The sequence below is a fragment of the Nannocystis pusilla genome, assembly GCF_026626665.1.
Taxonomy (GTDB): domain Bacteria; phylum Myxococcota_A; class Polyangia; order Nannocystales; family Nannocystaceae; genus Nannocystis; species Nannocystis pusilla.
Genome location: NZ_JAPNKE010000002.1, coordinates 1,537,664 through 1,556,662 on the forward strand (window position 1 = coordinate 1,537,664; position 18,999 = coordinate 1,556,662).

Below are 18,999 nucleotides of genomic sequence, written 5' to 3' on the forward strand. Positions count from 1 at the left end.
CGACGGGCTCGCGGGCGCCGGGCCCTGCGGGGCCGGCGTCGAGGTCGCGGGCGGCGCGAGGCCGAGCACAGCGACGAGCGCGAGCCAGGCGGCCACGGCGGCTAGTCTTCCTTGAGGAAAGCCTCGTACTGCGCGGCGGTCAGCAGCCGCTCGAACGAGGCCGCGTCGGAGGGGCGGATCCGGAGCATCCAGCCGTCGCCGTAGCAGTCGGTGTTGACGTCCTCGGGCGAAGCGTCGAGCTCGCCGTTGACCTCGACCACCTCGCCGTCGACCGGGGCGTACAGGTCGCTCACGGCCTTGACCGAGTCGACCGTGCCGAACAGGGCGCCGGCGGTCACCTGGGCGCCGGAGGCGACGCGCACGTCGACGAAGGTGATGTCGCCGAGGGTGTTGGCCGCGTGGTCGGTGATGCCGACGACGACGGTGCCGTCGCTCTCGAGGCGGGCCCACTCGTGGTCTTTGGTGTAGCGGAGGTTGCTCGGGATGTTGGACATGGTGGAACTTCGGGGCAGGTTGTCGGGGACAGGTGCTCGGGGACAGGTACGCGAGGACAGGTGCGAAGCGACGGCGGGCTCAGGCGGCCGGCTCGGCGCGGCGGTAGAACGGGCCCTTGACGACCTCGGCGGCGAAGGTCTTGCCGCGCTGGGAGATCGTGAGGGCGGTGCCGGGGGCCGACAAGGCGACGGGGACGTAGGCGATGCCGACGGCGCCGCCCACGGTGAGCGCCGGGGCGCCGCTGGTGACCTTGCCGACCACGGCGCCGCCGGCGTCGACGATGTCGGCGCCGGCCCGGGCGATGTTCTTGCCCTCGGTGACGCGGAAGCCGACGAGCGAGCGCGTGTTGCCGCGGGCCTTGATCTGCGCCAGCGCCTCGCCGCCGACGAAGTCGTCGCCGCGGGCCCGCTTGTCGAGCTTGACGACCCACCCGAGCCCGGCCTCGAGCGGGTTGGTGGTGGCGTCGATGTCGTTGCCGTAGAGGCACAGCTTGGCCTCGAGCCGCAGGGTGTCGCGCGCGCCGAGGCCGATCGAGGCGGCGCCGCTGGCCAGCAGGGCGTCCCACACCGCGACGGCGCGGGCCGGCTCGACGAACAGCTCGAAGCCGTCCTCGCCGGTGTAGCCGGTGCGCGCGGCGACGATGGGGGCGCCGGCGAGGGTGGCCGCGGCGAAGCCGAACGAGGGGACCTGCAGCAGGGCGTCATCGCCGGCGAGGCGCGCGACCAGGCCGCGGGCCTGCGGGCCCTGGACGGCGATCAGGGCGACGTCGTCGGAGTGGTTCTCGATCTTGCACAGGCTGCCCGCGTGCTCCTGAAAGTGGGCGAAGTCCTTGGCGATGTTGGCGGCGTTGACGACGATCCGGAAGTTCTCGGGGCCGTGCCGATAGACGATGCAGTCGTCGACGATGCCGCCGTCGGGGTAACAGACGGCGGTGTACATGGCCTTGCCGTCGGTCAGCTTGGCGGCGTCGTTGGTGATGAGCCGCTGGACGGCGGCCAGAGCGCCCGGGCCCGTGAAGTCGACCTCGCCCATGTGAGAGACGTCGAAGATCCCGACCGCGGTGCGCACGGCGCGGTGCTCGGCCAAGATGCCCTCGTACTGCAAGGGCATGTGCCAGCCCCCGAAGTCGACCATCTTGGCCCCACGGGCGACGTGGGCGTCGTGAAGCGGTGTGTGCTGGAGCGAAGACGTTTCGGCCATGGTGCTGCCCCGTTCCCATAGCCAACTTCGGCCGCCGCGGGAAGGGCCGCGGCGTGCTACACCCCGGGGCGATGCGCTCCGAGAGGGAACCCGGAAGCAAACCGCGAGGGCGTGCGGCGCATTTCGCGCCGATGGCCGCGCTGGCGTCGTGCCTCGCCCTTTTGGCCCCCGCGTGCGCGGCCCGCAAGAGCGCGCCGCCGACCGGCCTCAACTCGTTCGGCCAGGGCACGCGCTACATCCAAAAGGCGGTGCGCAGCAGCAGCGAGGGCGTGATCATCCTGCCGTCGAAGCGCGCCGAGAACCTGTTCGACCTGCAGCGCCTGAACGAGATCGCCCAGGCCCTGCGGCCGCCCGCCGCGGCGTGCTTCGTCAACCGGGCGATCGAGACGATGAAGCGAGGCAAGCGCGACGGCGAAGAGGCGTACGTCGACGTGCCCGAGGGTCAGGTCAAGATCCGCACCCGCCTGTCGCCCGACGGCGAGGTGCTGCGCACGGAGGTGCTCGACACGGGCTTCAAGGACCCGGAGATCGAGCCGTGCATCATGGAGGCGATCCAGGGCCGCAAGTGGATCAAGAACCGCAGCGGGGTGGTGCAGTACCTCGACGTGATCTACTGGGTCAGCCTCGGCGACGGCTCGGAGGACAAGTCGCCGCAAGCCAAGGCGGAGCTGCGCCGGCAACAGGCGATCGCGGCGATCCGCGGCAAGGGCTGCCTCGAGCGCCGCGTCGGCGCCGGGACGTACCCGGTCGAGGGCCTCAACCTGGTCGACCGCGACGGCAACACCCTGGTCAGCCGCGTCGAGCCCAACTCGCTGCCGCAGAAGGTCCAGGAGTGCCTGTCGGTGGTGCTCCGCGACATTCAGATGCCGCGCGCGCCGAACTCGTTCGTCCGCCCGATCTCGCCGCAGGTCGAGTACACGGTGGCGACCGACGGCACGGTGTCGTTCGCCGACGAGCGCTGGATCAGCCTGATCCTGATGGAAGAGAAGGCGGCCCGCGAAGACCGCCTGGCAGAGGTCGACCGCGGGCTCGGGATCGCCGAGCCGCGCGCGAGCGAAGAACCCGCGGCGACGCCGAGCGAGACCGTCGAGGCTTCGGCGAGCGCGGGCGAGGAGGCGACGCCGCCGCCCGCGAGCGAGCCGGCGCAGGACCCGGGGCAGGCGGGGATGAAGCTCAAGCTCGGCGGGCACCGGCGCTCCGAAGCGCCGAAGTGAGCGCCGGGGCGCCGGCTGCGAGCTCGCGGGCGAGGGTTGGCGTGCCTCGGTGACGGCACGCCCGCGGCTTCACCGTCGGGGCCGTCTTTGAAAGGATGCGGGCATTCGGGGTTGCGATTCGCCGAATCGTCGCGGGCGTCGCGCGATACGGGCGGGTCGCGCGATGCGCGGAGTCGTCACCTGGTCTTGACATGCAACCAAAAGTTGCATGATGGGACCGTCCCATCCGCACCATGGACGAGGTGTTCAAGGCGCTGGCCGACGCGACGCGGCGGCAACTGCTCGACCGGCTGTTCTGCGCGAACGGGCAGACGTTGCACGCGCTGTGCGAGCAGCTGGACATGACGCGCCAGGCGGTGGCCAAGCACCTCGCGGTGCTCGAGGCGGCCAACCTCGTGGTCGTGGTCCGCAGCGGGCGGGAGAAGCTGCATTACCTCAACCCGGTGCCGATCCACGAGATCTACCAGCGGTGGATCGGCAAGTACCAACAGCATCACCTGGCGGCCCTGTCCGCCCTCAAGACGAGCCTCGAGGAGAGACGCGATCATGACGACGACGACGACCGATAGACCGAGCTTTGTGTATGTCACGTACATCACCACCACGGCGGAGAAGCTGTGGGAGGCGCTGACGCAGGGCGAATTCACCGAGAAGTACTGGGGCGGGCGCCGGGTCGAATCGACGTGGAGCCGGGGGCGCCGATCGTGTACCGCTACGACGAGGGCCGCAAGACCGACATCACCGGCGAGGTGCTGCGCTGCGAGCCGCCGACGGTGCTCTTATACGTTCGGGGTCGACCACGGCGCGGCGACCGAGCCGGCCTCGCGCGTGACGTTCGAGCTCAAGCCGCTCGGGCCGATGGTGCGCCTGACGCTGACGCACGACCAGTTCATCCCCGACAGCAAGGTGCTGGCGGGCGTGTCGCGCGGATGGCCGGGCATCCTCTCGAACCTCAAGACGTTCCTCGAGACCGGCAAGCCGATGCCGTTCGGGATTGGGACAAGGCGACCGCGACCTGAGCCCGCCAGGCGAATCGCGCACGCCCGGCGCGGCGGCGTGCGCTGTTCGAATGCGGGCCGTCAGAGGCCGTTGGGGATCACGGTGAGGGTCGCGGAGCCCTTGTTGGTCAGGATGAGGTCGTCGTAACCGTCGACGTCGAGGTCGGCGACGGCGATGGCGTTGAGGCCGGGCGAGACGCCGGTGGCGACGAGGGGCGCCGCGGTGAAGGTGCCGGTGCCGGTGCCGGTCATGGGGAACACGCCGCCGGCGGCGGTGGTGTACAGGATGTAGGCGTCGAGCTCGCCGTCGCCGTTGAAGTCGCTGGCCACGACCCCCAGCGCCGAGTTGGCGACCTGACCGGCGCCGGTGGCCGATTGCACGCCGTTGGCGAAGGTGCCGTCGCCGTTGCCCTTGAAGAAGAACAGGTAGGCGCCGGCGGCCCCGTTGGCGAGGATGTCGAGCTTGCCGTCGCCGTTGGCGTCGCCGAAGGCGAGGCCCGCGGTCTGGCCGTTGAGGGCGTTGGCGTAGGCGATCGGGGCCGCAAACGTGCCATCGCCTTGATTGACGAGGATCGACAGGCGCGCCGAGCTGGGGCTGGTCACCACGAGGTCGATGTCGGCGTCGCCGTCGAGGTCGCGGCAGGCGATCGTCGACTGCACGCCGCCGGTCGCGAGGATGGCGACGAGCACGGGCGGGTCGAAGGCGCCGGTGCCGGTGCCTGCGATCACGCTCACCTGATTCGAGGTCACGCTGGTGGTGGCGACGTCGATCGCGCCGTCCTTGTCGAAGTCGCCGGCGCAGAGGTGGACGGAGCCCGGGGCGCCGGTGGAAAACGGCGCCGGCGCCCCGAAGGTGCCGGGCGCGTCCGGGCCGAGGTTGCGGTAGACGCTGAGGTTGCCGTGGTTGGCGGGCAGGTTGGTCTGGCCGTCGACGGTGACGGCGTCGAGCCAGCCGTCGCCGTCCACGTCCGCCGCGACGACCGCGTTGCTCGACAGCGGCGCGCCGGGGTAGTTGACCTCCGCTTGCACGGTGGCGTCGCCGTTGCCGAGAAAGACGGAGAGCGAGCCGGAGGGGGTCATCGCGGAGCCGGACTCGGCGTTGGCGACCAGGATGTCGAGCTTGCCGTCCTTGTCGACGTCGGCGATCGTGGGAGCCAGCGGGGTGTGCGTCGCGGGCACGTCGATCGGCTCGCCGGGGACCTGGCCGGCGGGCGGCGGCTGGCAGTCGCCGTTGCTGCAGATGTCGTTGTCCGTGCACGCGTTGCCGCAGGCGTTGCAGTGGTCGGCGCTGCTCTGGAGGTTGATCTCGCAGCCGTCGACCGGGTCCGCGTTGCAGTCCGCGAGGGTGCCGGTGCAGGCGTCGCAGTTTTCGCCCGTGTAGGTGGGGGCGCACGCGCAGGTGTAGCCATTGACGGCGTCGGTGCAGGTGCCGCCGTTCTGGCACGGGTTCGGGGCGCAATCGTCGATGTCGGTCTCGCAGGTCGGTCCGGTGAATCCAGGGGCGCACTCGCAGGTGTAGCCATTGACGGCGTCGGTGCAGGTGCCGCCGTTCTGGCACGGGTTCGGGGCGCAATCGTCGATGTCGGTCTCGCAGGTCGGTCCGGTGAATCCAGGGGCGCACTCGCAGGTGTAACCGTCGCCGTCCGCGACGCAGGCGCCGTCGTTGAGGCAGGGGTTCGGCGTGCAGACGTCGGTGCCGGTCGTGCTGGTGTCGCTCGAGTCGGTGACCAGGGTCGTCCCGGTCGTCGGGTCCGCGGGCATGGTCGTGCCGGTGCCTTCACTCGAAGATGTGTCGTCGCTGCTGGACGTCGTCGGGCCGCCGCAGTCGGCGGTGCCACAGGTGCTCGGCGCCGTGGACGAACCATCGGTGGTCGGCGCGTCACCCGAGGTGGTGGTCGTGGCCCCCGTTTCGGTATCGGTCAGCGAGGTGGCTGGGGTGTCGGCTCCGCAGGCTGCACACCACAGGCCGAGCAGGAGGTGCAGGTTTTTGTCGAAGACATGGCTCTTAGCTTCGATGCGACGCATGAGCTCGGCAGGGTCACACCCGAGGACTGCGGAGGATACGGGCAATCCCGCGCGACCGACGGAGTGACGTCCCGACGCGCGGGCCGGTCCGTCCCGGCTCGGGTCCCTGGCATGGACGACGCACGCGAGAAGGTGCTCCGCGGTGCTGCTGCACGCTGGGAAAAACACGTGACCTTGATCATCGCCCGGTCGTGCGGCCGCTTCGAGATCTGCGGCCGCAGGGGCATTTCCCGCGAGCTGTCGAGGACTCGCGCGAGGGACTCGAACGCGGTGAACATCGCGCGGCTCGAGCTCGCTCCCGACTTCTGGAGGCCAGCACGAGGGCGCTCCGCAGAGTGCCCGCCGGACGACCCGCAGTGCGCGCTGCCGTGCTGGGCCGGCTGCATGGAGCAGCACCCGGCGGCCAAGGATCAGTTCCTCGCGCTGTCGCAGTGCGAGATGCGGCTGCGGCTGAGCGCGGCGGGGGTGTTCGCCGACTGCCGTCAGTGGCGCGGCTGCGATTCGACCTCGCCGACCATCGGCACGAAGCGGACCGGCAGGACGGTCTCGACGTGCAGGTCGCCGCGCGGGCGTTTTTCGAGGACCTGCAGGTCCTGCACGAATTCGCCGACGGGGATCACCAGGCGGCCGCCGACGGCCAGCTGTTCGGTGAGCGGGCGCGGGAGGGTCGGCGCGGCGGCGGCGACGATGATGGCGGAGAACGGCGCGGCCTCGGGCCAGCCGCGGTAGCCGTCGCCGGCGCGCACGTGGACCTTGTCGTAGCCGAGCTCTTCGAGCAGCGCCGCGGCTCGCTCCGCGAGGTCGGTGACCACCTCGATGCTGTAGACCTCGGCGCCCATCTCGGCGAGGACGGCGGCCTGATAGCCGGAGCCGGTGCCGACGTCGAGGACGCGGTCGCCCCGCTTGACGTGCGCCAGCTGGGTCATGAGCGCGACGACGTACGGCTGACTGATCGTGGCCCCGTGGCCGATCGGCAGCGGGTGATCGCCGAAGGCGTAGCGCTGCTCGTCCGGCGGGACGAACCGCTCGCGCGGGACCCGGCGCATGGCGGCCAGGACGGCCTCGTCGGTGATGTCGCGCGCGACGAGCTGCTGCGCGACCATCCGGCTGCGGGCTTGTGACGGTTCGTCCATGGCGGCGGCGCACGCGACGAGCAGGCACAGCGAGAGGCTCGAGCGGCGCATACGGGCAGGCTAGCGCGCGATCGGCTGCACGCCCGCGCAGGTGCTGCGCGGCGGCGGCCTCAGGCGCGAGAGCCAGGGGTTTCTCCCGGCGGCGAGACGGCTGTCTCTCCGGACATGTCGCAAACGCCAGGCGGACTCAGCCGTGGCCGCGGGGGGCGCGCGGGTCGGGGATGTCCCTGAGAACATGCCCCGAGAGCCAGGCTCAGCCGCCCTGCGCCACGGCGTGGTCGAGCTCGGCGAGCTCGTGGGCGAAGCCGCCCGAGAGGATCGGGAAGCGGCACCACGTCTTCGGGTCGAGGTTCTCGTCGTCGAGGTGGAAGCTCGGGGCGTAGCGCTCGCGCTTCCACTGGTTCTGGCTCCACAGGCGGAAGAACCGCTTGATCCACAGCAGCAGCTGGTCGCGGCCGTGCTCGGGGAAGCGGCTGGCGAGGACCCGGTAGACCTCTTTGGGGGCGAGCTTGTCGCGGATGGCGGCGCGCTCGATGACGTCGAGGATCGGGTACGGCATCAGGTCGTCCTCGTCGGTCTGTTTGGCGCCGGCGGGCCGCAGCTCGGCGGTCGGGGCCTGGACGTTGACGGCGCGCACGGCCGGCGTGGGGCCGACGCCGGCGGGGCCCTCGAGCTCGACCCACCGCAGCCACTGGCGCAGGAAGGCCTTGTCGATGCCGGCGATCGGCGACAGACCGCCGCAGGTGTCGCCGTCCATGGTGGCGTAGCCGACGGCGGCCTCGCTGCGGTTGCTGGTGGCCAGCAGGAGGGCGCCGCGCAGGTTGGCCAGCAGCCACACGCCGGGGGCGCGGGCGCGGGCCTGGATGTTCTGCAGGGCGATGTCGTCGCTCTTCCAGCCGAGCTCGCGGCCGATCGCGCCCTCGACGGTGCGCACGTAGGCGCGAACGAGCGGGTCGACGTCGAACTCGAGGAACTCGGCGCCGACGGCCTCGGCGACCGCGCGGGCGGCGTTGCGGGTGGTGTCGGAGCTGTTGGCGGTGGACTGGTAGACGCAGGTGAGCAGCGCCCGCACGATCGCCCGCGGGGTGGTGCACGAGTCCTCGGGCAGGCCGAGGCGGGCGCAGGTGGCCGCGACGCCGAGCTCCTGCGTGGCCAGCGTGACCATGAGGTGGACGAGGTAGGCGACCGCGGCCGAGTCGGCGCCGCCGCTGAGCGAGACGACGAAGCCGCGCGACCGGCTCTTGCGCAGGTAGTCGAACAGGCCGAGCGCGACGGCGCGCGAGAACTCCTCGCGCTTGTCGTCGGGCCACGCGGGGGCCGGCAGCGGCTCTTGCGGCGGCAGATCGGCGACGGGCAGCTGCGTGTCGAAGCGGGTGATCCGGCGCAGGTTGTCGTCGACGGCCGGGCCGGCGGTCCTGCGGGCGTGGATCATGCGCGCGAGGTCGACGTCGATCACGGCGCTGGTCAGGTACACGTCGTCGTAGCCGAGCCGCGGGCCCTCGGCGATCAGGTGGCCGGAGGCGGCGATCATGCACTCGCCGTCGTAGATGACGCGGCCAGCCTCGTTGCCGATGAAGCTGGAGTAGACGTAGGCGGCGCCGAAGCTGCGCGAGGCGCCGATGACGATCTGCTTGCGCACCTCGTGCTTGCCGAACGCGAAGTGGCTGGCGCTGGGGTTGCAGATCACGTCGACGCCCTGGCTGGCGAGCTCGACGCCGGGGCGGTTCGGGACCCACGCGTCCTCGCAGATCTCGAAGCCGATCCGCAGGCCGCCGACCTCGAAGATCTGGTCGCCCAGCGGGTAGCTGTGGCCGTCGTGCTCCCACTGCACGAACTTGCCGGCCGGCCAGCCCTTGAACCACCGCGGCTCGTAGTGGATGCCGTCGCCGGCGAGGAAGCGCTTGCCGACCAGGCCGACGATGTGGCCGTCGGCGACCAGGCACACCGCGTTGTAGTTGGCCGCGCGGTGCATGATCGGCAGGCCGAGCGCGACCACCATGCCCTTCGTCTCGGGCAGAAGCTCTGCAAGATCCGCCACGACTCGAGGATCGTGCCGCGGCTGAAGAACGCGTCCTCGCAGCCGTAGCCGGGGATGCACAGCTCGGGCAGGCACAGGACGGCGACGCCCTGCTCGCGGGCCATGCGGATCGCCTCGACGATCCGGGCCTGGTTGCCGTCCCAGTCGAGCGGCGTCTGGTTGAGGGCGGCGGCGGCGACGCGGACGAGGTGCATTCAATGTCTCCTGGGACAGGGTCTAAAGGACATGTCCTGCGAGGTGAGGCGCGAGGAGGGGGCGATCGAGGCGACCCGCAGCGGGGTCGGGTCGCCGGCGCCGGCGGCCGCGAGCGCGCGCGCGCGGGTGGCTGTCGGTGCAGGCGATGGCGGAGAACAGGCCGGTGGCCTGCAGCTTGTGCAGGGCGTCGCCGGGGAAGATGCCGTGGGTGGCGACGGCGGCCAGGCTGACGGCGCCGGCGCGCTGGTAGGCCCGGGCGGCGCCGATCAGCGAGCCGCCGGTGCGGATCATGTCGTCGTAGAGGATGACCGGCTTGCCGGCGACCTGGGCGTCGATGGCGGTGATCTCGGTGCGCTCGCCGTCGTGGCGGCGCTTGAACACGAAGGCGGCGGTGACCCCGAGGTCGTTGGCGAGCGACTCGACCACTTGGCGCGGCCGGCGTCGGTGCAGGCGAGCACGAACGGCCGGCCGCCGGCGATGTCGAGGATGATGTCGCGGATGACCGGCTTGGCGTAGACGTGGGTGGCGACCAGGCCGGCCTCGAAGTAGTGCGGGATGCCCTCGGCGTGGAGGTCGAGGAGGAGCACGCGGTTGCCGTAGGACGCCGGCGGGATGGCCGAGAACAGGGCGGCGCGGGTCTTGGCGGTGACGACCTCGCCGGGCTTGGTCGAGCGCTCCATCGTCGCGTAGCCGTAGTAGGGGACGACGAGGGTGAGGCGGCGAGCGCCGTAGTGGACGGCGCCGCAGGCGAGGTCGAACAGGGTGAGCGCGGCGGCGTCGTCGACGGTGCCGCCGATCATGACGACGTCGCGGCCCTCGACCGGGGTGACGAGGCGGAGGTAGCGCTCGCCGTCGGGGAAGGCGAAGGTGTCGATCTCGCCGGCCTCCAGCGCGGCCGAGCCGCACAGCGCGGCCTGCAAGTAGCCGTACTCCGGGGTGGCGAACACGAGCGGGCGGGTCGTCATGCGGCGGGGGAAGAGTACCCCTCGGCGAGCGCGTTGGCGACCTCGGTATAGGCGTAATCGCTGACGCGTTCGTCGATGCGCATGCGCAGCAGCGCCTTGCTGCGGCAGGTGGCCGCGAAGAAGAACGCGCGATCGTCGGCGCACGCGCGCGCGAGCGCCGGATCGATCGCCCAGCGATCCCACTCACGCTGGCAGATCCGCCGCACCGCGGGCCACAGGACGGCGGGATCGGGGCCGCCGGCGTCGTCGACCCAACCGATCACAGCCGCGAGGTGGGCGTGTACGAGGGTGTGCAGCAGCTTGCCCTGCGCCTCGGCGAGGTCGGAGGTCAGGGTGAAGGAGTCGGGCGCGAGCGCGGGGGCGTGGCCGGCCGCGGCCAGCCGCCCGCGGTGGAGCCGCACGCCGCCGAGGTCGCGGACGACGAAGCCGCAGGGGCGCCCGGCGTGGACGAGGAGGGTGTTTTGCAGGTGCGCCTCGAGGGCGACGCCGTGGGCGGTGAGCAGGCGCAGGGCCGCGGGGACGAGGAGGTCGAGGTAGTCGTGGAAGAAGGCCGCGAGGCGCGCGCGCAGATCGCCGGGGTAGTCGGCGGCGAGCTCGCGCAGCAAGAGATCGCCGCCGGGCCGATGCTCGCCGAGCGCGGCGCAGACGACGAGCTGCGGGGTGCGCGATCGTACATGCTTAAAGAAATGTCGTGCGGGACAGGTCCTCGGGGGCATGTTCCTGGGGGAATGTCGCGAAGGACAGGTCGGAAGGGGCAGGTGCGCGGGGGGCGAGTTCGGCGTCGCGCGGGACGGGTCGGTGGTTGCGCCGAGGATGGCGGGCAGGGCGGCGTGGAGCTCCTGGGCGAGGGTGGCGGGGTCGGGGCGGAGGACGGCGCCGAGCTGGCCGGCGGCGGCGCCGTGGCGCGGGTGCAGGCCGGCGGCGGCGAGGTCGGGCTGGATCTGCAGGCCGCGGCGGGTCTGCGGGTCGGCGGCCTGGATCGCGGCCAGGAGGGCGGCGATCGCCGGGCCGTTGTGCACCGAGGCGGGCGAGACCTGGCGCCGCGCGCTGGTGGTGTGGATGTCGACGGCGAGCTTGAGGTGCAGCGCGGGCGCGGCGAGGGCGACGGTGCGCAGGCTGAGCAGGGCGCGGGCGGGGAGCGGGGGCAGGCCGGCGGGGCGGACCTCGCGGCCCCACAGCGGGCCGAGCAGGCGCGGGAGGCGGCGCAGCTGGAGGGCGTGGACGGGCAGCCGGACCAGGCCGGGCGACGGGGCGGGGAAGAGGGCGCGCGCGAGGTCGGCGTAGAGGGCCGGCTCGGCCAGCTGGGCGTGTTCGGCGGCGACGTCGACGGCGTGGACCGCTGCCTGGGCCAGCAGGTCGGGGCCGTGGCGCAGGTTCTCCCAGGCGCGCAGGCCGAGCCGGGTCTTGCTCATCGGGTGCCACGGGTGGCCGTCGACGACCAGGTTCTCGGGGTCGAGCGGGGCGGGCCAGGCCTGGCCTTCGGAGCATGTCCGATGGCGCAGGTCGGCGGCGAGGCGGGCGAGGGCGAGGTTCCAGCGGCTGTCGGCGAGCTCGCCCGCGATCCGGGCGCGAGCGGCGGGGGCGAGCGCGGGCAGGAGGCGCGGGAGGAGGTCGGGGAGGTCGGGGAGGTCGGCGCCGTCGAGGTCGACGGCGTGCAGCTCGAAGGCCCGGCGCCGGTGCAGCGGGAGGCTCAAGGAACATGTGCGAAGGGACATGTCCTGAAGGTCGAACTCGACGAGGCGCTCGCGCGCGCAGGCGAGGACGAGGCGGGCGCCGATCGCCGAGGTCGCGGCCCGCCAGTGGGCGGCGAGCTCGCCGGGCGCCGGCCGGGCGCCGAACGCGACGGGCACGGCCCGGGCGGCGAAGGCGAGGAAGCGGTCGCGCTCGGGGGTCAGTGTGCTCACGATGGACGAAGCATGGCCTCGACGCCCGACCACGGGGCCGGCTCGAACTCGGCGGTCGGGACGACCTGTGACACCGCCCACTCGACGAGCTGGGCGGGGCGCAGCGGGGGGAAGGGGACGCGGACCTTGGGCTCGTGGTCGAGGGTCGGGCCGACGTGACAGTGTAGCGCGGCGTGGCCGCAAGCGCCGATGCCGTCGCGGTCGCCCTGCGGACGGTCGGCCGTCTGTCGATCGTGGGGGAGATGCACGGCTACCGCCCAGGGGGAGTCGTCGTGGCGCTGACCGCTGAGCATGATGTTGAGCTCTTGCAGGCGTTCGGCGCGGCGATCGAAGCGCAACAGGACGGCCAGTCGGGCGTTGCGGAGCGCGACTGCCTCTTGCAGCGGCGGAGGCAAGGCCGCCAGCTCGAGCTCCTCGCCGCCGCGCTCGCGGCCGAGGGTGTACTGAACGGACGGACTCTGCGGGACGCGTCCTTCCACGAGACGGGCCTGGGCGTCTCGTCGGAGCACTGCGTAGGGCTTTTCGGACAGCTTGCGTAGGACCTGTCGGACCTCGTTGGCGGCCTCGCGGTCGTTCATGGCGCGGAGCGCTTGGTGCTGCACGTAGAGGTCGACCCAGGGCCTCATGTCTGCTCCAGGGTCATGGCCCAGAAGGCGCGGGTGTAGTTCTCTTGCGTGCGGGGGAGCTGACCTGCGCGCCACGGGATAAGCCAGTCCTCAGGGGATTGGCCGGTGTCGGTCGTGAAGCTCGCACGCTCGGCGTCGACGTCGAGCTCGGCGAGCTTCTCGGGGTCGACGTCGCTGCCGCTGGCCCAGCTCCAGGCGCTCGGGGCTTCGGTGGCGAGGGTGCGGTGACCGTCGCCGTGGCGCAACAAAAAGAGCACGATCGGTTGGGTACGCGGCGGATTCAACGCCTGATCGCGGGAGCCGTCGAGGTCGCGGACGACTTCGGCCTCGTCGATCGGGACGAGCAAGGCCATGCGGTCGGGATGTTTCAGAGCGCCGGTGACGGAGATCGTGCGAAATGAGTTTGCATCGATCGACACGAGACTCTCGACTTCCCGCACGAGCCAGTCGCGCAGGTCGAGGTCGGGGCAGGTGACGATCGCCAATCCTCCCTGATCCCGCGCCAGCGCCCCTGCGAGAGCGACACCCGGTTCACGCATGGTCGGTTTTCCCTAGCAAAGGTCTGACGAGGGGGTGAATGTCCATTACCCAACCGTTACCGTGGTGGCGTTCGAGGAGCACGCCACGAGCCAACAGCCGGACCTTGCGTGACAGCTCCATTTCCCGTCCGTCCGTGCCATCCACTTCGCGGAGGGCGTCACTGTCGCCAGGGAGGAGGGCGCGGCGAAAACTGTCCTTCTGGTCAGCTACCGCGTCCGCCAGGTCAACGTCGCTCGGCCAACCGGAACCTCGCCGGATCGGTCATATTGCGCGGCGTCCGCCATCAATTGCAGGAATGTCCGCGGCAGACCGCCGCTCCATCTCGCGGCTTCGAGGACCATGGCTCGCCCGGGCCGCACGTCCCCACTCGTCTGCGTAAGCGCTGCTTTTCCGCCGCTCCCAGTACTTCCCGGGGCAGGCCGAGCCGTGTCGTCAATACGTCCGCGAGGAATTGCCGGCCCGTACGGCCTTCAGGGCCTTCGACCGGCGGCGCCGGCACGGGAGCGAAGAGAGCTCCAGGTCGGATGGCGTCCTCTGAACTGCCGAACGCGACGAACCATGGCACAACAATGACGAGATCGACGGACTCATCAAGTCCGCCGAGCGCTGCCAGAATCTCATGAGCTTGAGTCGATTCAGGCATTTTTTCGAGACCGTCGATGAGCAGCGTGACTCGCCCCTGCCGAGAACGGCGTGTCACCTCCTCAAGCGCGGCATTAACCAGCGCTTCGGGGCTGGACTGGAAGGCCAGGAAGCCCGGAGCGATGGCCGGTGCAATGCGCGGTGACAGCACGCCCGAGGCGAGCAGCGGTTCGGCGAGGCTCGACGAGACGTTCAGTCGCAGCGATTCGATCGCATATTCCACCAGTTGGCCGGCCAGACGGAGCAGTAGTTGGTCGGCGGTGAGCCGACGGATATTCTCGTGGCGGTCGAGCTGCACGAGACAGGCTGCGCGTGGACCTTGCAATAACGCCGTGATACGCGCGAGTTCGGTGCTCTTGCCGACGCCGACCGGACCACCCACGAGTACGGTCGAAGTACCTGTCGTGACGAGGCGGGCGATACGCTCAGCAAAACCCGAAGGCGAGACGACGTAACCGGCCTCACCCGGGTCGAGCGGTCGGTGAGGAGCCAGCGCCTTCCAGTTCAGGGACATGTGGTTCTTATTCGTTCTTACCGCCTCGAGCGGAGGCGGTCAACGCGCGCCGGTCAGGCCGTGCGGCGCAGCTCGAGGCCGAGTTCGCCGAGCATGAGGGCGGCGGACAGGAGCAGGATCCAGGCGATCCAGCGGCGCAGGCTGTCGGGGTCGAGGTCGCCGGTGCGGCGGGCGCCGAGGTTGGCGCCGAGCAGGGTGAGCGGGGTGACGACCGCGAAGGCGGTGAGGTCGATCTGTCCTTCGAGGAAGGTGGCGACCCCGGCCGACAGCCCGGTGACGGCGCCGATCGCCATGTTGGTGCCGACGGCCACGGGCGGCGGGACGCGGGCGTAGCGGATCATGGCCGGCAGGCGCAGGCTGCCGAGGAGGAGGCCGACGAGGCCCGAGACCGCGCCGAGGACCGCGCCGACGACGACCTCGGCGAGGACGGCGAAGGTGCGCGAAGGGACATGTTCGGAAGGACCGGCGGGCTCGGGCCGGCGGCGCAGCATGGCGGCGCCGGTGAGCAGGAGGACGCCGGCGATGGCGGCCTTGAGGAGGCGAGCGTCGACGCTGCCGGCCCAGCGCGCGGTGGCGAAGGCGGCGACGGCCGAGGGCGCGCCGACGCTGGCGAGCAGCCACAGGCTGACGCGGCCGTCGCGGGCGTGGCGCCAGGTGCCGACGAGGGTGCCGGCGGTGGAGATGGCGAGGCTGGTGGCGGCCCCGGCGACGGGGCTGCCGAGGACGTAGACGAGGAGGGCCACCCGCAGCTGCCCGAGCACGAGGCCGACGGTGGCGCCGATGTAGCTGAGGCCGAAGGAGACCAGCGCGATGAGCGCCAGCGCGAGGATCTCGGTGGAGCGCAGGCGCCGACGCTAGCATGCGCGCGGCGAGTCCGGGGCAGCCGCGCCGACGCGAGCGCCGGTATGAGGTGGCGTTCATGATCGCAGCGTTCAGGTCTCGCGCGCTGCGAGGCCGCGTGCATCGGCGTCGGCGCGAGCGATCGTGTCGGCGGTGAAAGCCGGGAGGCGGCTTGACAGGCGGGCGCGCTGGGGCGGACGCTGCGGCGGCGTGACGGAGCGCGGGGACACTGCGGCGGCGGAGGAGCTCGCAACGGGGCTTCCGGGGCCGACGAGGCCGCGCTGGGTGGTGATCCACTGGACGCCGGAGGCGCTCGGGCTGGTGCGGGCGATCGCGGCGGCCGAGCCGGCGCCGGAGCTGACGCTGATCGGGCCGGCGCCGGCCGAGGCGGTCGCGGCGGCGCTGGCCGAGTTGCCCGCGGGACATGTCCAAAAGTACTGGCAGGGATCGGCGAGCGGCGGGGTCGAGGCGCTGGCGCGCTTCTTCGCCGACACCGCCGGGCTGCCGGCGGCCGACGCGATCATCGTGCTGCCGCTGCGCGGCCACGGCGAGACCGACGCGTTCTCGCGCCTGGTGTGCACGGCGATCCTGCGCGCCTGCAAGGGCAAGCCGCCGCACGTGGTGGTGGCGGTCGAGGACCCGGAGGCGACCCACGAGTTCGAGGGCCTGGGCGTGGCGACGATCTTCTACCCGGGCTTCTTGCGCGCGGCCCTGCTGGCCCACGCGTGCGTCGACCTCGGGGCGTTCCGCTTCATGCTGGCGCTGCTCGGCGGGCGCCTGCGCGTCGAGACCTGGCCGGTGCCGCCGGAGCTGCGCGCGGGCACGTTCCGCGAGGCCTGCCTGAACGTGGAGGTCGACCGCCGCGGCCGCCCGGTGACGCTGATCGGGCTGTTCGCGCCCGGCGAGGGCGGGCCGGACGCGATGCTGCTGAGCCCGCCGCCCGCCCGCCCGCTGCGCGACGCGAGCGCGCTGCTGGTGCTGACCGGAGAGGCCGAGTGAGGCGCGGGGAGCGGCGGCCCGACGGCGCGTCCGCGCGAGGCGAGCGCGCGGCCGCAGCGAGCTCGTCGCGGGCGCGGCGGGGCGTCTCGCTGCCTGGCCGTCGGGGCATGTTCTCGCGGACATGGCCGATCGCGCCTGTCCTCCTGGGCATGTTCCTGCAGACAGGCGTGGCGCGGGCGGGCGAGGCGATCGCGGTCCGCTTCGGCTCGGGGGCCAAGAAGGGCGGGTTCGACGTGACGGCGCACGCGCTGGCCGAGGCGGTCCAGGGCGAGGGGCGCGTGACGATCGCGCCGGAGGCGACCCGGGGCTCGTGCGAGAACGTCCACAAGCTGCTGTCGGGCGAGCTCGACGCGGCGCTGGTGCAGTACGACGTGGCGGCGGAGGCGTTCAAGGCCGGGCTGGCCGACGCGGACGCGGGCGGCAGCGCGATCCCGAAGGGCGGGTGGATGTGCAAGCTGTCGCCCGAGGAGGCCGACAAGGCCGAGCTGCGGGTGATCGCGGCGGTGTCCGACGCGGCGGTGCACGTGCTGGTGCGCCGGCCGGTGCGCCTCGACGACTTCGCCGAGATCGGCCGCGAGCCGCTGTTCATGGGCAAGGACGGCTCGGGCAGCTACGAGACGGCGAAGGTGATCCTCGGCGCGGCCGGCCACACCGCGGAGCAGCTGCCGCTGTTCGCGGGCACGGCCGACGAGGCGCTGGCGGCGATGAGCCGGCGCGAGCTGCTGACGATGCTGCGGACCACCGAGCCCGGGCACTCGGAGATCCGCGACGTGCTGGCGTCGGGCCTGGCGACCCTCAACCCGCTGCCCGAGGCGGTGCTGAACCGCCTGATCGACGGCTACCCGTATTACCGGATCTGCCCGATCGAGACCGGGACCTATCCGGGCCTCGAGTACAGCATGCCGACGGTGTGCGTGAGCTCGGTGGTGGTGGTGGCGACGCCGCGCGAGCGGGTCGAGGACGAGGCCTTCCTCGCCGACCGCCGGCTGGCGGTCGAGGCGATGATCCACGGGCTCAAGAAGCTCGCGCGCGACCCGAAGTACGCGAGCCTCAAGGTCCGCGTGGAGTGGCGCGGGTTCGCCGAGCGCGAGCCGATCCCGCTCCACCCGGTGGCGGAGCTGCACGAGACCAGCGAGCGCCGGCAGGCGTGGCTGCAGGGCGGGGCGTTCGCGGCGGCGCTGGGGGTGGTGCTGTACCTGGTGCGCCGGGCGCTGCGGCGGCGGCGGGTCCCGGGCGCGGGGATCGAGAGCCAGCTGTCGAACCCGCTGGTGCCGTTCGCGGCGTTCGCCTGCGTGGTGACGCTGTCGACGTTCATCGTCTGGTCCTTGGAACATGACTCGAACGCCAGGCTGCGGACGCTGAACGACTCGTTCTGGGAGATGAACACGTTCGCCACCGGCAACTTCACGACCGAGACGCTGAAGACGCCGACGGCGCGGCTGGTCGGGGCGGCGGCGACGATCCTCGGGCTCGGCCTCTTGGCGTGGTTCACCGCGACGCTGACGAACATCTTCGCGCAGGAGCAGACGCGGCTGTGGCGGCGGCTCAACCGGCACCTGGTGGTGCTGAACTTCCGCGAGGACATGCTGCCGCTGATCCGGCTGCTGCGCAGCCGGGGCCGACGCGGCACCGGCCGCTGCACGTGGTGGTGTCCGACGCGCTGCCGCGGCGGGTGCGGCTGCAGCTGGCGCGGGTCAAGGCGCTGACGATCCACCACTCGAACCCGGAGGTGCCGGAGGACCTGGCGGGGCTGCGGCTGCCGCGGGCGTCGCGGGTGATCGTGCTCGGCGACGGCGACGGGTCGGGGGCCAGCTACGATCCGCTGCGGATCGCCCGCGCGGTCCATCAGGCGTGCGCGCGCGACCCGATCGGCGGCGGGCAGCGGGCGCGGACGCTCGGGGTGGCGGCGACGTCGGTCGAGATCGCCCGCACCGCGCCGGCGCTGCCGGTGACTCTGGTGGAGACGTCAGAGGCGGAGCGCGAGGAGGTGTTCTCGCCGTTCGCGGCCTGGCTGGTGCCGGTCGATTGCCAGGCGCTGGCGCACCGCTGGCTGGTGATGGCGTGCCGCGACCGCGCGTTCGCGGAGCTGTTCAACCGCGTGGTGGCGTTCGCCGACGACAACGCCGAGGTCTACACGGCGCCGGCTCCGACCTGGCTCATCGGACAGCCGTGGCGCAAGGTCCGACGCGCCCTGCTCGAGGTGCAGGGGCGCGGCGGCGCGGTGCCCCTGGGGCTGTATCGCGCGGCCGATCCGGGCGGCAAGGCGCCGGCCGGCGGGACGTCGCACGCGGAGTTGCGGCGGCGGCTGATCGTCAACCCGCGGCCGGACGAGACGCTGGTGCCGGGCGACCTGATCGTGGCGCTGTGCGAGGACGAGGCCGACCTGGTGCGGATCGTGGCCGAGAGCCGCAAGGCCGCGGCGCCGAGCTGACGGCGCCGCGCGCGACGCGGGGCTCGAGCGACGCGGAGCGGTGCGCGGCGTCGGGCCACGCCTTCGCTCCCGGCGTCGGCGGGTCTGCAGGCCGCAGAGGCGAGTCATACGTGCTGCAGGGCGCGAGCGCGGGCGCGATCGACTGAGGCGAGGACGTCGCGCGATCGCGGCGCGGGCCGTCGACCCCACGAGCGGGCGCGAGTCGCCTGGCGCGCGCCGGTTGACTGCGGCGGCGGTCAG

The 18,999-nt window shown here is 72.2% G+C and carries 18 protein-coding genes and 1 pseudogene; 6 read left to right on the plus strand and 13 right to left on the minus strand.

All coding sequences use genetic code 11. The features are described from left to right. Window positions 1-101 precede the first annotated feature (101 nt). Together gcvH and gcvT are read right to left on the minus strand one after the other, a co-directional pair. Window positions 102-494 (minus strand): glycine cleavage system protein GcvH, encoded by a 393-nt coding sequence (gene gcvH, locus OV079_RS06845; RefSeq protein ID WP_267766940.1) that lies wholly within the window; start codon window positions 492-494, stop codon window positions 102-104. A 79-nt stretch (window positions 495-573) separates the two neighbouring features. Next, complete coding sequence (gene gcvT / locus OV079_RS06850; RefSeq protein WP_267766941.1) at window positions 574-1,695, minus strand: glycine cleavage system aminomethyltransferase GcvT; 1,122 nt, start codon at window positions 1,693-1,695, stop codon at window positions 574-576. Between the two features lie 131 nt (window positions 1,696-1,826). Here gcvT and OV079_RS06855 point away from each other — a divergent pair, with 131 nt between their 5' ends. The 3 genes from OV079_RS06855 to OV079_RS06865 all read left to right on the plus strand — a co-directional run bounded on the left by OV079_RS06855 (window position 1,827) and on the right by OV079_RS06865 (window position 4,055). Beyond that, entirely contained in the window at window positions 1,827-2,909 is a 1,083-nt protein-coding gene (locus tag OV079_RS06855; RefSeq protein WP_267766942.1) for a hypothetical protein, read from the plus strand. A 233-nt stretch (window positions 2,910-3,142) separates the two neighbouring features. After that, window positions 3,143-3,478, plus strand: a complete 336-nt coding sequence (locus OV079_RS06860) for an ArsR/SmtB family transcription factor (RefSeq protein WP_267766943.1) — start codon at window positions 3,143-3,145, stop codon at window positions 3,476-3,478. Window positions 3,479-3,488: 10 nt separating this feature from the next. After that, a complete protein-coding gene (locus OV079_RS06865) occupies window positions 3,489-4,055 on the plus strand; it encodes an SRPBCC family protein (protein ID WP_267766944.1) in 567 nt (188 codons plus the stop codon). On the opposite strand, the gene OV079_RS06870 is transcribed toward OV079_RS06865, so the two are convergent. The 11 genes and pseudogenes from OV079_RS06870 to OV079_RS06915 form a co-directional block, all read right to left on the minus strand. Further along, a complete protein-coding gene (locus OV079_RS06870) occupies window positions 3,989-5,932 on the minus strand; it encodes an FG-GAP-like repeat-containing protein (RefSeq protein WP_267766945.1) in 1,944 nt (647 codons plus the stop codon). The two genes, OV079_RS06865 and OV079_RS06870, sit on opposite strands and share 67 nt — an antisense overlap. A 482-nt stretch (window positions 5,933-6,414) precedes the next feature. Next, window positions 6,415-7,116 carry a protein-L-isoaspartate(D-aspartate) O-methyltransferase gene (locus OV079_RS06875; protein ID WP_267766946.1) on the minus strand — a complete coding sequence of 234 codons (702 nt, stop codon included), beginning with the start codon at window positions 7,114-7,116 and terminating at the stop codon, window positions 6,415-6,417. 202 nt (window positions 7,117-7,318) lie between these two features. Continuing rightward, window positions 7,319-9,103 (minus strand): NAD(+) synthase, encoded by a 1,785-nt coding sequence (gene nadE, locus OV079_RS06880; RefSeq protein ID WP_267766948.1) that lies wholly within the window; start codon window positions 9,101-9,103, stop codon window positions 7,319-7,321. 71 nt (window positions 9,104-9,174) lie between these two features. After that, window positions 9,175-9,297 (minus strand): annotated as a pseudogene (locus OV079_RS57360) (hypothetical protein); the annotation flags it as partial. A 22-nt stretch (window positions 9,298-9,319) separates the two neighbouring features. After that, entirely contained in the window at window positions 9,320-9,679 is a 360-nt protein-coding gene (locus OV079_RS06885) for a ribose-phosphate diphosphokinase (RefSeq protein WP_267766949.1), read from the minus strand. Continuing rightward, window positions 9,586-10,263 (minus strand): ribose-phosphate pyrophosphokinase-like domain-containing protein, encoded by a 678-nt coding sequence (locus tag OV079_RS06890; protein ID WP_267766950.1) that lies wholly within the window; start codon window positions 10,261-10,263, stop codon window positions 9,586-9,588. The genes OV079_RS06885 and OV079_RS06890 overlap by 94 nt, the downstream gene beginning before the upstream one ends. Beyond that, window positions 10,260-12,167 (minus strand): IucA/IucC family protein, encoded by a 1,908-nt coding sequence (locus OV079_RS06895; RefSeq protein WP_267766951.1) that lies wholly within the window; start codon window positions 12,165-12,167, stop codon window positions 10,260-10,262. Before OV079_RS06895 ends, OV079_RS06890 begins: the two co-directional genes overlap by 4 nt. Beyond that, window positions 12,164-12,793, minus strand: coding sequence for a hypothetical protein (locus tag OV079_RS06900; RefSeq protein WP_267766952.1), 630 nt, complete (start codon window positions 12,791-12,793; stop codon window positions 12,164-12,166). Before OV079_RS06900 ends, OV079_RS06895 begins: the two co-directional genes overlap by 4 nt. Beyond that, window positions 12,790-13,332 (minus strand): hypothetical protein, encoded by a 543-nt coding sequence (locus OV079_RS06905; RefSeq protein WP_267766953.1) that lies wholly within the window; start codon window positions 13,330-13,332, stop codon window positions 12,790-12,792. Before OV079_RS06905 ends, OV079_RS06900 begins: the two co-directional genes overlap by 4 nt. A gap of 284 nt (window positions 13,333-13,616) precedes the next feature. After that, a complete protein-coding gene (locus tag OV079_RS06910; protein ID WP_267766954.1) occupies window positions 13,617-14,489 on the minus strand; it encodes an AAA family ATPase in 873 nt (290 codons plus the stop codon). 53 nt (window positions 14,490-14,542) lie between these two features. Then, a complete protein-coding gene (locus OV079_RS06915; RefSeq protein WP_338089055.1) occupies window positions 14,543-15,334 on the minus strand; it encodes a sulfite exporter TauE/SafE family protein in 792 nt (263 codons plus the stop codon). Between the two features lie 205 nt (window positions 15,335-15,539). Here OV079_RS06915 and OV079_RS06920 point away from each other — a divergent pair, with 205 nt between their 5' ends. The 3 genes from OV079_RS06920 (at window position 15,540) to OV079_RS06930 (ending at window position 18,759) form a co-directional block, all read left to right on the plus strand. After that, window positions 15,540-16,328 (plus strand): potassium channel family protein, encoded by a 789-nt coding sequence (locus OV079_RS06920; protein ID WP_267766955.1) that lies wholly within the window; start codon window positions 15,540-15,542, stop codon window positions 16,326-16,328. Window positions 16,329-16,477: 149 nt separating this feature from the next. Continuing rightward, entirely contained in the window at window positions 16,478-18,034 is a 1,557-nt protein-coding gene (locus tag OV079_RS06925) for a TAXI family TRAP transporter solute-binding subunit (protein ID WP_267766956.1), read from the plus strand. After that, window positions 17,977-18,759: a hypothetical protein gene (locus OV079_RS06930; RefSeq protein WP_267766957.1), complete on the plus strand. Its 783-nt coding sequence runs from the start codon at window positions 17,977-17,979 to the stop codon at window positions 18,757-18,759. Before OV079_RS06925 ends, OV079_RS06930 begins: the two co-directional genes overlap by 58 nt. The last annotated feature ends 240 nt before the right edge of the window (window positions 18,760-18,999 follow it).